This is a genomic window from Cellulosimicrobium sp. 22598 (assembly GCF_052044445.1).
Lineage (GTDB): Bacteria > Actinomycetota > Actinomycetes > Actinomycetales > Cellulomonadaceae > Cellulosimicrobium > Cellulosimicrobium cellulans_G.
Genome location: NZ_JBQEMZ010000001.1, coordinates 535,592 through 549,633 on the forward strand (window position 1 = coordinate 535,592; position 14,042 = coordinate 549,633).

Sequence of the window (14,042 nt, forward strand, 5' to 3'; positions counted from 1 at the left end):
GGGCCGGCGGCCGGCGCCGCCGGGCGCGTCAGCCCCCGCGGCGCTCCGGCCACGGCGCGTCGGCCGGGCGCAGCGACGCCCAGCCGCCCGCGCGCGACGCGGCGGCGGCGAGGATCCCGACGACGGCGGACGGGTTGTGCAGCTCGCCCGCGAGGACGCCGCGCAGCGCCTCGTCGAGCGGCACCCACCGCAGCTCCATGTCGAGCTCCTCGGCCTCGCGCTCGAACCGCTCGTCGTCGGGGACGGGCGACAGGTCCCGCGCGAGGAAGACGCGCAGCGCCTCGTTCGAGCCGCCCGGCGTCGTGAAGTAGTCGACGAGGACGTCCCAGCGCGCGGCCTGCAGGTCGGACTCCTCCGCGAGCTCGCGGGCCGCCGCGAGCCGCCCGTCCTCCCCCACGACGTCGAGCAGGCCCGCGGGCACCTCCCACAGCTCGCGCCGCACGGGGTGGCGGTACTGCCGCAGCAGCAGGACGCGCTCCTGCTCGTCGAGGGCGACGATCGCGACCGCCCCGGGGTGGTCGAGGTACTCGCGCGTGACGCGGCCCCCGTCCCCCAGGTCGACCACGTCGGACCGCAGGTCGAACACGCGACCCGCGTGCACGACCGTCGTCTCGACGACGGGGCGCGGGGCGAGGGCGTCGACGACGGGCGCGCCGCCCGCCGCCTCGGCCGGCACCGGGCCCGGCTCGGCGGCCACTCAGTCGGCCTGGTTCTCGAGCGCGGCGCCGACGAGGCCGGCGAACAGCGGGTGGGAGCGCGTCGGGCGCGACTTGAACTCCGGGTGGGCCTGCGTGCTCACGTAGTAGGGGTGCACGTCCGCGGGCAGCTCGACGAACTCGACGAGCGACGAGTCGGGCGACGTCCCGCTGATGACGAGGCCCGCCTCCTCGAGCTGCTTGCGGTAGGTGTTGTTCACCTCGTAGCGGTGGCGGTGGCGCTCCGTGACGCGCTCCGACCCATAGGTCTTGGCGACCACCGATCCCGGCGCGAGCGCGGCCTCGTACGACCCGAGGCGCATCGTGCCGCCCAGGTCGCCGTCGCCGCCGACGATCGCGAGCTGCTCCTCCATCGTCGCGATGACGGGGTGGGACGTGCCCGGGTCGAACTCGGTCGACGACGCGTCGTCGATGCCGAGCACGTTGCGCGCGTACTCGATGACCATCGACTGCAGGCCGAGGCAGATGCCGAGCGTCGGGACCTTGTTCTCGCGCGCCCAGCGCAGCGCGCCGAGCTTGCCCTCGATGCCCCGCACGCCAAAGCCGCCCGGCACGAGGACGGCGTCGACGCCGTGCAGCGCGTCGTCCGCGCCGGCCGGGGTCTGGCACTCGTCGGACGCGACCCAGCGGATCGTGACCTTCGCGTCGTTCGCGAATCCGCCCGCGCGCAGCGCCTCGGTGACCGAGAGGTACGCGTCCGGGAGGTCGATGTACTTGCCGACGAGCGCGACCTCGACGCGGTGGGCGGGCTGGTGCACGCGCTCGAGGAGCTGGCTCCAGCCGTCCCAGTCGACGTCGTGGAACGGCAGGCCGAGGCGGCGCACGACGTAGGCGTCGAGGCCCTCCGCGTGCAGCACGCGCGGGATGTCGTAGATGCTCGGCGCGTCGATCGCGTTGACGACCGCCTCGTTGTCCACGTCGCACATGAGCGCGATCTTGCGCTTGACCGGCTCAGGGACCACCCGGTCGGCGCGCAGCACGATCGCGTCGGGCTGGATGCCGATCGAGCGCAGCGCGGCGACCGAGTGCTGCGTCGGCTTCGTCTTAAGCTCGCCCGACGGGCCGATGTACGGCACGAGCGACACGTGGAGGAAGAAGACGTCGTCCCGGCCGAGCTCGTGGCGCACCTGGCGCGCGGCCTCGAGGAACGGCTGCGACTCGATGTCGCCGACGGTGCCGCCGATCTCGGTGATGATGACGTCGACGTCCTCACCGGCCTGGGCGCGCATGCGCGCCTTGATCTCGTCGGTGATGTGCGGGATGACCTGGACCGTGTCGCCGAGGTACTCGCCGCGCCGCTCGCGGGCGATGACCTGGGAGTACACCTGGCCGGTCGTGACGTTCGCGGAGGCCTCGAGGTCGACGTCGAGGAAGCGCTCGTAGTGGCCGATGTCGAGGTCCGTCTCGGCGCCGTCCTCGGTGACGAACACCTCGCCGTGCTGGAACGGGTTCATCGTCCCGGGATCGACGTTGAGGTACGGATCGAGCTTCTGCATGGTGACGCGCAGGCCGCGCGAGCGGAGCAGACGACCGAGGCTGGATGCCGTGAGGCCCTTGCCGAGCGAGGAGGCGACGCCGCCGGTGACGAAGACGTGCGCGGTGCGGTGCTCGGTGCGAGCGCCCGAGGCGTTGAGGCGGGAGGAGGGCCGGTTCAGGTGATCTGCCACGGAACTCCATCCTAACAGCGCCCCCGACGACGGCACGCTGGCCGGCGAGTGCGACGCGCCACGTCCGTGGTCACCCCGAGGACGCCTCCGTCGTCGGCGTGCCCTCGCCCGGTCCTCGGCGCAGGACGCCCAGCAGCGCGGGACGGTCGCCGACGAGCGACACCCCGACCACGACCGCGCCCGCCACGAGCGCGGCGAGGGCGCCGACGCCGACGGCGGGCAGCCAGCCCGCGTCGTCGGGCAGCAGCGCGCCCGAGACGGCCGAGCCGCCGAGCGCGCCGAGGGCCACGCCCGCGGCGACGACCAGGAGGGTCCGCGGAACCCCGTGCGTCGCCTCGGGCCCCGCGTGGCGGCGCGTCGCGAGGAGCAGCCCGGCGCCCGCGACCGACATCCCGACCGCGGTCGCGAGCCCGAGCTGGAGCAGCACCCCCGCCTGGTCGCGGACGCCGGTCACGGCGGGCAGGACGTAGGCGGTCGCCGCGACCACGAGCCACCCCGCGGCGGTCACGACGACCGCCACGCGCTGACGGTCGATGGCGTACAGCGCACGCGAGAGGTGCAGGATGAGCGAGAAGCCGACGATGCCGACGGCCATGCCCGCGACCGCCCCCCCGAGTCCGGCGACCGATCCCGTCGCGATGTGCGCGAACACCGCCTCGACGGCCGCCGAGGCGGCGATCAGGGCCGCCGCGCCGAGGCCCGCGACGACGATCAGCGTCCGCGTCGTCGTCGCGAGGAGGCGTCGGTAGGCGTCGTGGCGCGCGTGGGCGACGTGCTCGGCGAGCCGTGGGAACGCGCTCGTCGCGAGCGGGAACGCCAGCACCGCGTAGGGCAGCAGGTACACCTGCTGGGCGAACCAGTACGTCGGGAAGGTCTGCTCCGGCCCGTACCGGTAGGCGGCACCCATGATGGCCAGCACGGAGAGCTGCTGCGCGACGAGCGCCCCGATCCCCGCGAACGCCAGGTTGCGCGCCCGGACGGCCTCGCCGCCCGGGAACCGCAGGGTGGGCCGCAGCCGGACGCCCAGCCGGTGCACCGGCAGCACGAGCGGCAGCGCGAGGACCGCCACGCCCGCCGTCGTTCCCCAGCCCAGCCAGGCGATGGCGTCACCCGACAGCGCCGCGACGTCCGCCTGGTCCCCGTCCGCCAGCCGCGCGAACACGAGGAAGACCACGATGACGGCGAGGCTCGACAGCAGCGGCGAGAACGCCTGCCAGAAGAAGCGCTTGTGCGCCTGGAGGATGCTCCCGAGCACGACCGCCAGGCCGTACAGCGGGACCTGGAGCGCGAACACGCGCACGAAGGTCGCCGTCACGTCGACGAGCTCGGGGTGCTTCGCCAGCATGAGGAGGGACGCGATCGGCTGCGCGAGGAGCGCGAGGAGCGCCCCGAGCGGGACGAGCACGACGAGCGTCCACCCGAGCAGGGCCGAGGCGATGCGCGAGACGTCGGTGCCCGCCCGGCGCGCGATGGGCCCGGCGAGGAGCGGCACGACCGCGCCTGCGAGCGCGCCACCTGCCGCGACCTCGAAGAGGACGTTCGGCAGGAGGTTCGCCGCCGTGTACGCCGACCCGACGCCCTCGGTGCCGACCGCCGCGGACTGCACGAGCGACCGGGCGAAGCCGACGAGGCGGCTCGCGATCGTCACGAGCGTGATCATCGCGGCGGCGCCCGCCAGGGTGCCCGTGGCGGCGCGCAGCCGCCCCGCCCGCGCGCTCACGCCGGGCGCCGGCCCCACGCGTCCACGCGCCGCAGCACGTCGTTGCCCTCGATGACCTTCGAGAAGCTCACCTTCTCGCTCGCCAGGGTCAGGCCCACCACGCCGGCGAGCGCGAGCCAGCGCACCGAGCGGGGCGCCGCGAACGCGACCTGCGAACCGAGCGCCGCGCCGAGCGCGTTCGCGCCGCAGTCTCCGAGCATGTCGCGCTCGCCCAGGTCACCCGGCGCCGCGGCGACGGCCGCCCCGAGGACGGCGCCCGTCGTCGGAGCCGCCGCGGTGCCGAGGTACGGCACCGACGCCACCCCCGCCGCCTTGAGCGCACGGCCCGGGCGGAGGTCCAGGAGGTTGAGCAGGTTGGCCGTCCCGGCGATGAGCGCGCCGTTCACGCCGATGTCCACGAGGTGGCCGAACGCCCCGCCCGTGCGCCGCGTCCCGACCGCCGCCGCGACGAGCGAGACGCCGCTGATCCCGAGGACCTTCAGCGCGCCCGTGGTCACGCGGCCCTCGGCGAGCGCGCCGAGGTGGCCGCGCAGGCCCTTCGTCCGGGTGGACGTGTCCTCCGCGAGATCGTCGACCAGGCCGAACGCGCCCGCGCTCGCCGTCGCGAGGGCGACCGCGCCGCGCGTGCGGGCGGCGCCGCCCGTCGCGAGCGTCCCGGCGACGAGGCCGGCGGCGACCGCCGGGCCCTCGAGCAGGCTGATCGGCTCGCCGCGGTGGTTGGTCCGCGTCCAGCGCTCCGTGCCGCCCGGCGGGCGCGAACCGGCCGCGCGGCGCGCCGTCGCGGTCACGACGGCGGCGACCCCGGCCGCGGCGAGGGTGCGCAGCGCGCGCGCCACGTCAGCCCTCCCCCGCGCCGGCGGTGGTCTGCTCGACGTCCGCGGAACCGCCGTCCTCCGTGCCGCCGGAGGTGCCGCCCGAGGTGTCGCCCGCCGCCGCGTCCTGAGCGCCCGCGTCGGACGACGTCGTGCGCGTCACCGGCGGGAGCTCGACGGCGGGCGGGAGGACCGCCGTCGCGCTCTCCTCGAACCCGAACTGCCCGACCTGGTCGGCGACGCGCGCGGCGAGGGCGAGCGGGACGTTGATCCGGCCGGGCTCGGCCTCGATGCCGCTCACCGTGGACAGCGTCGCGGCGAGGTCGTCGTTCGCGCGGATGCTGGAGACGACGTCGCCGCTCACCGCCGTCGGACCGGCGACGAGGGCCGCCTCGGCGACCTCCTGGGCGGCGACGGCCACCTGGACCTCGATGTCGACGACGTACGTGTCCGGCGCGGGGGCCTCCTCGCCCTCCCCCGTCGGGGCGGCCTGCTCGGGCGCCGGGCCGCTCAGCAGCAGGACGACGTCCGCGGGGAGCGTCTGCTCGGACACCACGTCCACGAGCGCGAAGCGCTCGAGGAGCGCCTCGAGCTCGGTGGCCTCCGGGCTGCGCTCCTCGGAGCTCGCGGGCGTCGACCCCGTGAGCGCGAGCGCGAGGGCACGGGCGAGCCGCTGCTCGGGGGTGGCGTCCTGCGGGACCTCCCCCAGCTTCTCCCCGAGGCCCTCGGCCACGGTCTGGCGCGCGCTCTCCTCGTCCTGGTCCGTCCACGAGTCCGTCAGCCGGACGTGGCCGACCACGGAGGCGCCCGCCAGCTCGAGCTGCTCCGCGATCGCGTCGTCGCGCTCCTTGTCCGCCCCGTCCAGGTCGACGACCGCGACGCGACGGTCCTGGAGCGACCCCGCGACGAGCTGCGGACCCGCCGCCTCGATGTACCGCGAGTCGTTGCCGAGCGTCACGTTCGCCTCGTCGAGCTGGTCGCGCAGCTCGTTGCGCTCGGTGCGCAGCTGCTCCACCTGCCCGGTGAGCTGGTCGCCGATGGCTCCCTGGAGCGGGCCGGCGCCGAGGATGATCCCGACGGCCAGGGCCAGGAAGACCGAGATCAACGAGACGATGTGGTACCTGAAGTCGATCACTGTGCGGTGGTGTCCTTCGGTTCGGGCTGCTGCGTGCTGGCAAGGTCAGGGTGCGCGGGAGCGCGGGTCGAGCGCGGTCGGGAACGACGCGCGCGGGCCGACGACGGCGGCCCGGTCGGGTCAGCCGCCGCCCGTGAAGAGCGACCCGACCCACGACCAGAGGTCGTCGAACCGGGCGCCCACGATCCCGAAGAACGTCTGGCCCGCTGCCGTCGACCACAGCGCCGCGACGACGGCGAGGAGCCCCGCGATCGACAGGAGCCAGAGCTGGAGGTTGGAGATCCGGTGCCGGTACAGGCGCGAGACGCCCTTGGCGTCGACGAGCTTGCCACCGACGCGCAGCCGGGTGAGGAACGTGCTCGCCATGCCCGCGCGGCCCTTGTCGAGGAACTCGACCAGCGTCGCGTGCGTCCCGACGGCGACGATGACCTCGGCGCCCTTGTCGTCGGCGAGGAGCATCGCGATGTCCTCGCTCGTGCCCGTCGCCGGGAAAACGACCGGCTCGACGCCGAGCTCCTGGACGCGCTCCAGCCCCGGTGCCTTGCCGTCGCGGTACGCGTGGACCACGACCTCGGCCCCGCTGCTCAGCGCGCGGTCGGAGACCGAGTCCATGTCGCCGACGATCATGTCCGGCTTCCAGCCGGCGTCGAGGATCGCGTCCGCGCCGCCGTCCACGCCGATGAGGACGGGCCGGTACTCCGTGATGTAGGGGCGCAGCGTCGCGAGGTCCTCGCGGTAGTGGTAGCCACGCACCACGATGAGCACCTGCCGCCCGTCGATCGGGGTGCGGATGTCCGGGACGCCGACGCCGTCGAGCAGCAGGTCCCGCTCGCGCCGCAGGTAGTTCATCGTGTTCTCGGCGAACGACTCGATCTCGACCGAGAGGTTGGCGCGCGCCTCCTCGAGGCTGCGCGCGACCGTCTCCTCGCTCTGCAGGACGCCCTCGGCCACCAGGTCGTCGCCGAGGTAGACCTTGCCGCCGTCGAGCCGCAGCTCACGGCCCTCCGGGACGGCCATGATCGCCGGGCCCAGGTCGTCGACGAGCACGATCCCCGCCTCGACGAGGACGTCGGGCCCCAGGTTCGGGTAGCGCCCCGAGACCGACTTGGCGGCGTTGAGGACGGCGGACGGCTTGGCCGCGACGAGGGCGTCGGCGGCGACGCGGTCGATGTCCACGTGGTCGATCACCGCGACGTCGCCCGGCTGGAGCCGCTTCGTGAGCGCCTTGGTGCGCGCGTCGACCTTGGCCGGGCCGAGCGTGCCGGACCCGGCCTCCGGCAGGGAGGCTTTGCGCAGAGTGAGTCTCATCGTGCCCTATCGTCCCACGACCGAGGACTCCAGAAGCTCCACCGCGTGGCGGCGGGCCGCGTCCGAGTCCTCCTGCCCGGAGAGCATCCGCGCGAGCTCGCGGACGCGCTCGTCCCCCGTGACCTCGCGCACACCGGTGACCGTGACGGCCGCGGCCGGGTCCCCGTCGTCCGTGCCCGACGACGAGTCCGAGGACTTCGTCACCACGAGCTGGACGTCCGCGAACGCCGCGACCTGCGCGAGGTGCGTCACGACGACCACCTGCGCGCGGGTCGCGAGGGACGCGAGCCGGCGCCCGACCTCGACGGCCGCCTTGCCCCCGACACCGGCGTCGACCTCGTCGAAGACGAACGTCGGCAGCACCTGTCCGGTGCCGTCGACCGCCGCCGTCGCGAGCGCCACCTCGATCGCGAGCATCACGCGGGAGAGCTCGCCGCCCGACGCGCCCTTGCCCAGCGGCCGGGCCGGCGCGCCGGCGTGCGCGACGAGCGAGAACGTCACCACGTCGACGCCCCACGGTCCGGGCTCCTCGGCGCGCTCGACGTCGACGACGAGGCTCGCGCCACCCATCGCCAGCCCGCGCAGCTCGTCGGTCACCGCCGTCGCGAGCTCGGCCGCGGCGCGCTCGCGCGAGGCCGTGATCGCGGTCCCGAGGCGCTCCAGCTCCGCGTCGAGCTCGTCGCGGCGCGCGGTCGCGGCATGGAGCCGCTCGCCGCCGTCGTCCAGGTCCAGGAGCCGCAGCCCGGCGTCGCTCGCCCAGGCGAGCACGTCGTCGACCGTCTCGCCGTAGCTGCGGGTCAGCGTGCCGAGCTCGGCGAGGCGCGCGTGCGCGGTCTCGAGACCCGCGGGATCGGCGGCGAGGTCCTCGACGTAGCCGGAGATCTCCGTCGCGACGTCGGCGAGCACGTAGCCCACCTCCGCGAGCCGCTCCGCGAGCCGGGCGAGCACGGGGTCCGTGCCCGCCACCGCCTCGAGCGCGCGCCGCGCTCGGTCGACCGACACGACCGCGTTCTCCTGCGGCTCCACGGCCTCGTCGCCGGCCACGGCGTCGTGCGCGAGCTGGGCCGCGACCCGCAGCTCCTCGACGTTGCCGAGCCGCGCGACCAGAGCCGTGAGCTCGACGTCCTCGCCCGGCTGCGGCGCCACCCGCTCGACCTCGGCGAGGCCGAGGCGCAGCAGCTCGGCCTCCCGGGCACGCTCGCCCGCGCGCGCCTCGATGTCGTCGATCTCCGCCTGCAGCGCGGACCGCTCGGTCCACGCGTCGCGGTACGCGGTCAGCAGCTCGGCGTGCGGTGGACCGGCGAACGCGTCCAGCGCGCTGCGCTGCCGGCTCGCGGTCCGCAGCCGGAGCTGGTCGGACTGTCCGTGGACCGTCACGAGGTCGTCGGCGATCTCCGCGAGCACGCCCTGCGGGACGCTGCGCCCGCCGAGGTGCGCGCGCGACCGGCCCTCCGCCGCGACCGTGCGCAGGATGACGACCGTGCCGTCGTCGTCCACCTGGCCGCCCGCGTCGTCGACCCGCTGCGCGACAGCCGGACGGTCGGTGACGCGCACGCGCCCCTCGACCACGGCGCTCGCCGCGCCCGGGCGCACCGTCGCCGGGTCCGCCTTGCCGCCCATGAGCAGGCCGAGCCCGGTGAGCACCATGGTCTTGCCCGCGCCCGTCTCGCCCGTGATCACGGTCAGGCCCGCCCCGACCGGGACGCGGGCCGACCGGATGACGCCGAGGTTCTCGATCGCGATCTCCTCGAGCACGCTCACTCCTCCTCGTCCGTGACGTCCGGCTCCCCCGGTTCCCTGCCCGCGGTCGCGGCCGCGCGCTCCGCCGTCGTCCCTGCCGTCGCGGCAACGCTCGCCGCGCGCTCGCGCCACCCGACCACGGGGAGCGAGAACTTGGACACCAGCCGGTCCGTGAACGGGGCCGTGCTGAGGCGCGCGAGGCGCAGGGGCGTGTCCGAGCGCCGCACCTCGACCCGCGAGCCGTTGGGCAGGTCGATGCGCCGACGGCCGTCGCACGTGAGCACGCCCGACGACGCCGAGTCCGGCAGCACGTCCACCGTGATCGTCGAGCGCGGGCCGACCACGAGCGGCCGCGCGAAGAGCGCGTGGGCCGCGAGCGGCACGACGAGCACCGCGTCGACGTCCGGCCACATCACCGGACCGCCCGCGGAGAACGCGTGCGCCGTCGACCCGGTCGCGGTCGCCGTCACGACGCCGTCGCACCCGAACGACGACAGCGGCCGACCGTCGACGCCGAGGACGACCTCGATCATGCGCTCGCGCTGCGCCTTCTCGACCGTCGCCTCGTTCAGCGCCCACCCCACGAGCGGCTCCGGCTCGCCCGGGAGGAAGGCGCGCACCTCGACGATCGTGCGCTCCTCGACCGTGTAGTCGTACGCCGCGAGCCGCCCCACGGCGGCGCGCAGGTCCTCGCGCTCGCTCTCGGCGAGGAACCCCACGTGCCCGAGGTTGACGCCGAGCAGCGGCACCCCGGTCCCGTGCGTGAGCTCGGCGGCGCGCAGGATCGTGCCGTCGCCCCCGAGGACCATGACGACCTCGGACTCCGCGACGCCCTCGCGCGCCCGCGTGCGCGCCATGTGGTCGCCGAACTTCTCCGCGAGGTCGTCGTCGTGCAGCGTCACGGTGAACCCGGCGCGCTCGAGCTCGGTCACCGCCTCGTGCAGCGCCACGACCGCCTCGGGGCGGCCGCCGTGGGTCACGATCAGCACGCGTCGCGTCACGGTGCTCCTCCTGTCAGGGGTCGGTCGGGCGTCGTGGCGTCGCGCGTCGGAGCCGGTCCGTCCGCGGCTGCCCGGGCGACGAGGACGACGGGCGGCAGGCCTCCGTCGGGCGCGGGTCGCCACGCCACCGCCGCGGCGGCGGCGTTCTCCAGCGCGGAGTCCTCGAGCCCGGTGCCGTCGGCACGGCCGGGATCGCCCGCCCGCAGCCACCAGAAGTACTCGCGGTTGCCGCTCGGTCCGGGCAGCGGGCTCGGCACGACGGCGAGCGGGCGCAGCCCGACGACCGCCGCGTGCCGCGCGACCGCGGCGACGACCTCGACGTGGAGCGCGGGGTCGCGCACGACGCCGCCGCTCCCCAGGCGTTCCCGGCCGACCTCGAACTGCGGCTTGACGAGCAGCAGCAGGTCGGAGCCCGGGCCCACCACCCCCGCGACGGCGGGCAGCACCATCGCGAGCGAGATGAACGACAGGTCGCCGACGACGAGGTCGGGCACCGCCCCGACGTGCTCGGGAACCAGGTCGCGGACGTTGAGCCCCTCGTGCACCTGCACCCGCGGGTCCGCGCGCAGGGCCGGCACGAGCTGGTCGTGCCCGACGTCCACGGCCACGACCTCGCGCGCGCCCCGGCGCAGCAGGACGTCGGTGAAGCCCCCGGTCGACGCCCCGAGGTCGAGGCACCGCGCGCCGTCGACGGCGGGCGGTCGCAGCGGCGCGCCCGCAGGGTCCAGCGCGTCCAGCGCGTCGAGCACCCCGGCGAGCTTGAACGCGGCGCGCGAGGCGTAGCCCGGGTCCTCCGGGTCGGGAGCCACCGCGAGCAGGTCGTCCGGCCCGACGGCGGCCGACGGCTTGGTCACGACCGTCCCGCTGCGCGTCACCCGGCCCGCGGCCACGAGCTCGGCGGCCTGCCGGCGCGACCGCGCGAGCCCGCGCCGGACGAGCTCGCCGTCGAGGCGCGCACCGGTGCGCTCGGCCACGCTCAGTCCTCCGTGCGGGCGAGCTCGGCGACCAGCGCGTCGTGCACGGCCTCCAGCACCCCCACGTGGTCCGCGGTGGCGAGCCCGTCCAGCTCGTCGAGCCGTCCGAGCGCGGCGTCGAGCGGGCTGACGACCGGCGACGGCGCCTCGCCGTCCTGCCCGGCTGCCGGGCTCGCCGGTCGTCCGCCGGGAGGCGGTCCGGGAACCGGACGCAGCGGACCGTCCGTCATGTCCTGCCTCCTGTCTGCTGGGCTGCGCGAACGTCGCCCGGCCGTCGCCGGGCATCCCGGACCACGCTACCGGTTGCGTCCCACGGACGGGCACGACCGGCGGCCTGCGCCAGGCGGCGCGTCGCGCCGCCCGACCATCGGGCTCAGTGCGTCCCGACGGGCAGCTCCGGGACCGTCGACGGGTCCACGGGGAGCCCCGCGTCGGCGGAGGCCCACGCCGCGGCGGCGGCCGCCCGGACGGTGTCGACCGTCGCGGTGCCGCGCACGTCCAGGCGCAGCGCGCCGTCGTCGACGCGCGCCGCGCTGTCACCGCACGACCACCAGCCGGCCTCGGTGCGCACGGGCACCGGGTGCGGCTCGAGGAGGCTGCGCAGGTCGGCGCCCACGTAGTGCGGGCGCAGGTGCGGCTCCGCCAGGATCGCGTCCCGCGCCGTGCTCACCCCGGTCAGGACGTGCAGACCGGGATAGCCGCCCGCGCGGGCGCCCGCGAGGTCCGTGTCGAGCCGGTCCCCGACGACGAGCGGCGCCTCGGAGCCCGCACGCTCGATCGCGAGCCGGTACATGGTCGGCGACGGCTTGCCCGCGCTGTCGGGCTCCACGCCCGTCGCGGCGCGGACCGCACCGACGAGCGACCCATTGCCCGGCGCGAACCCGCGCGCGGTCGGCAACGACAGGTCGAGGTTGCTCGCGACGTGCCACGCGCCCCGCTGGACGGCGTACGCCGCCTCGGCGAGCTGTGCCCAGCCGAGCTCCGGCGCGAAGCCCTGCGCCACGGCGTCGGGCTCGTCGTCCGCGCTCTCCACGAGCACGAACCCGGCGTCGTGGACCGCCGTCACGAGACCCGCCCCACCGACCACGAGGACGCGCGCGCCCGGCTCGAGACGGGTCCGCAGCAGCGCGGCGGCCGCCTGCGCGGCGGTCATGACCTCGTCCGCCGAGGTGGGGATGTCGAGGCCCGTCAGCTGCTCGGCCACCGAGCCGGGCTCGCGCGACGCGTTGTTCGTGACGAACACGAGACGCATGCCGCGGGCGCGCGCCGTCGTCAGGCCCTGGGACGCGTGCTCGATCGGCTCGTGCCCGCGATACGCGACGCCGTCGAGGTCGACGAGCGCGAGGTCGTACCGGTCGGCCAGCGCGACGTCGCTCCCGAGCAGCCCGGCGCTCACCGGTCCGCCCCGTCGGACGGCGCGGCATCCTCCGTCGCCCCCGGACCCTCGTCCGCGAGCTGCTCGGACTCCTCGAGCTCGTCCGTCAGGTCGTAGACGACGACGTCGTCGTCCTGCTCGCCCAGCGCCGCAGCGAGCAGGCTCGCGTCGATGCCCGCAAGGATCTCCGCGGCCTCCTCGGTCCGCCCCGCGACCTCGAGCACCGATGCGCGCGCCTGCAGGACGCGTGCGCCTAGCTCGCCGCGGGTCCCGACGGCGGGCACCTGCTCGAGCGCCGCGAGTGCCGCGTCGAGCTCGCCGAGGTCGACGCGCGCGCCGCTCACGACGATCGCGAGCTCCGTGCGCCCCACGTCGTCCAGGGTCGCGACCTCCTCCGACGCCGCGAGAGCGAGCGCGCGCTCCGGCCGCCCGAGCCCGCGCTCGCAGTCGGCCATGATCGGCAGGTGCTCCGACGACCCGTTGAGGCGTCGCACCGTGCGCAGCTCGCGGAGCGCCTCGGCGTACCGGCCGGTCGCGTAGGCCGTCAGGCCCGCCGCCTCGCGAGCGACGTCGACACGGCCGGCTCGACGCACGGCGGCCTGCGCGTGCTCGTAGGCGAGCTCGGGGTCGGAGTCGATGAGACGTCCGGCCATGACCAGGTGACGTCCGACGACCTCGGCGGTCTCCTTGCTCAGGGTCCGCAGGCGCCCGCGAGCCGCGCGGTCGAGCTGAGAGATCTGCACCTCGTCGGGGATCGCCGGCCCTGCGGGATGACGCGGCTCGGGACGACGGTCGAAGCCGTCGCGGTCCCGGCCCGCCCCTGCGCGGGGTGCGTGGCCGCGGCGGTCGCCGCCCCGGCGGTCGTCACGCGGGCCCGTGCCGCCCCGACGGCGGTCGGTCGCGTCCCGGTCGTACCGCCCGCGGTTCCCCTCGCCGGCTCGCGCGGGACCCTGGTACCCGTCGCCGCGCGCCCCGGACGTGGCACGCCCGTCACGAGCGGGTGCCCGGTCGTCACGGCGACCCGGACGGTCGCCGGCGCGACGGTCGCGGTCCGCGCCCCCGTACCCGCGCTCGGGGCGGCCCCTTTCCCCCCGGCCGCGCGTGCCGTCGGGCTTGCCCCGGTAGCCGCCGTCCTGACGTCCGCGCGACTCGCCTGCGCCGCGCCGGCCGTCGTCGCCACCACCGCGGCGACGGTCGCGGTCGCCGGAGCTCGTGTCGCCACCGGACCGTCCGGGCCCCGCCCCGCGCGCGTCGCGCGAGTGACCCTGTCGCCCGTCACGGTCGCGGCGACCACCACGGTCGTCGCCCGACGACGGGCGGTCCGACTCGGGATCGTGGGAGGTGTCGTTCACGGGGTGACCTCTCGTTCTGGAGTTTGCGCAGGCCATCTTCCCACGTCGGCCCCACCGTGACACGTGACGGAGGGCGCGGGGAGCACTGCGGCGCGACGTCCGCACGGGCCGGCCCCGACGAGGGCGGTCCGGCGTGACGGTCTGGAAATGCCGAAGGCCCACCCCGTGTGGGGTGGGCCTTCGGTGAAGGGTTGTCCGGCGGCGTCCTACTCTCCCACCCCGTCTCCAGGGCAGTACCATCG

At 75.9% G+C, this 14,042-nt stretch carries 12 protein-coding genes; all 12 read right to left on the reverse strand.

What is annotated here, in order from left to right:
* Positions 1-28 precede the first annotated feature (28 nt).
* Positions 29-697: an NUDIX domain-containing protein gene (locus ACTJIY_RS02475; protein WP_440672931.1), complete on the reverse strand. Its 669-nt coding sequence runs from the start codon at positions 695-697 to the stop codon at positions 29-31.
* Positions 698-2,383 carry a CTP synthase gene (locus tag ACTJIY_RS02480; RefSeq protein WP_439159229.1) on the reverse strand — a complete coding sequence of 562 codons (1,686 nt, stop codon included), beginning with the start codon at positions 2,381-2,383 and terminating at the stop codon, positions 698-700.
* Between the two features lie 70 nt (positions 2,384-2,453).
* Positions 2,454-4,103 (reverse strand): murein biosynthesis integral membrane protein MurJ, encoded by a 1,650-nt coding sequence (murJ, locus tag ACTJIY_RS02485; protein ID WP_253048988.1) that lies wholly within the window; start codon positions 4,101-4,103, stop codon positions 2,454-2,456.
* A complete protein-coding gene (locus ACTJIY_RS02490) occupies positions 4,100-4,939 on the reverse strand; it encodes a hypothetical protein (RefSeq protein ID WP_440672930.1) in 840 nt (279 codons plus the stop codon). The genes murJ and ACTJIY_RS02490 overlap by 4 nt, the downstream gene beginning before the upstream one ends.
* A gap of 1 nt (position 4,940) precedes the next feature.
* On the reverse strand, positions 4,941-6,050 hold the full coding sequence (locus ACTJIY_RS02495; protein WP_253048982.1) for a copper transporter: 1,110 nt from the start codon (positions 6,048-6,050) through the stop codon (positions 4,941-4,943).
* Positions 6,051-6,170: 120 nt separating this feature from the next.
* Positions 6,171-7,358 (reverse strand): putative cytokinetic ring protein SteA, encoded by a 1,188-nt coding sequence (gene steA, locus ACTJIY_RS02500; protein ID WP_253048979.1) that lies wholly within the window; start codon positions 7,356-7,358, stop codon positions 6,171-6,173.
* A gap of 6 nt (positions 7,359-7,364) precedes the next feature.
* Positions 7,365-9,113: a DNA repair protein RecN gene (gene recN, locus ACTJIY_RS02505; protein WP_353709429.1), complete on the reverse strand. Its 1,749-nt coding sequence runs from the start codon at positions 9,111-9,113 to the stop codon at positions 7,365-7,367.
* A gap of 2 nt (positions 9,114-9,115) precedes the next feature.
* Positions 9,116-10,099 (reverse strand): NAD kinase, encoded by a 984-nt coding sequence (locus ACTJIY_RS02510; protein ID WP_253048973.1) that lies wholly within the window; start codon positions 10,097-10,099, stop codon positions 9,116-9,118.
* Positions 10,096-11,073, reverse strand: coding sequence for a TlyA family RNA methyltransferase (locus tag ACTJIY_RS02515; protein WP_440672929.1), 978 nt, complete (start codon positions 11,071-11,073; stop codon positions 10,096-10,098). Before ACTJIY_RS02515 ends, ACTJIY_RS02510 begins: the two co-directional genes overlap by 4 nt.
* A gap of 2 nt (positions 11,074-11,075) precedes the next feature.
* The gene (locus ACTJIY_RS02520) at positions 11,076-11,303 is read right to left on the reverse strand and encodes a hypothetical protein (RefSeq protein ID WP_439159225.1); all 228 of its coding nucleotides are present in this window, start codon (positions 11,301-11,303) and stop codon (positions 11,076-11,078) included.
* A gap of 143 nt (positions 11,304-11,446) precedes the next feature.
* Positions 11,447-12,469, reverse strand: coding sequence for an HAD-IIA family hydrolase (locus ACTJIY_RS02525; protein ID WP_253048963.1), 1,023 nt, complete (start codon positions 12,467-12,469; stop codon positions 11,447-11,449).
* Entirely contained in the window at positions 12,466-13,191 is a 726-nt protein-coding gene (locus ACTJIY_RS02530) for a hypothetical protein (protein WP_440672928.1), read from the reverse strand. Before ACTJIY_RS02530 ends, ACTJIY_RS02525 begins: the two co-directional genes overlap by 4 nt.
* Between the last annotated feature and the right edge of the window lie 851 nt (positions 13,192-14,042).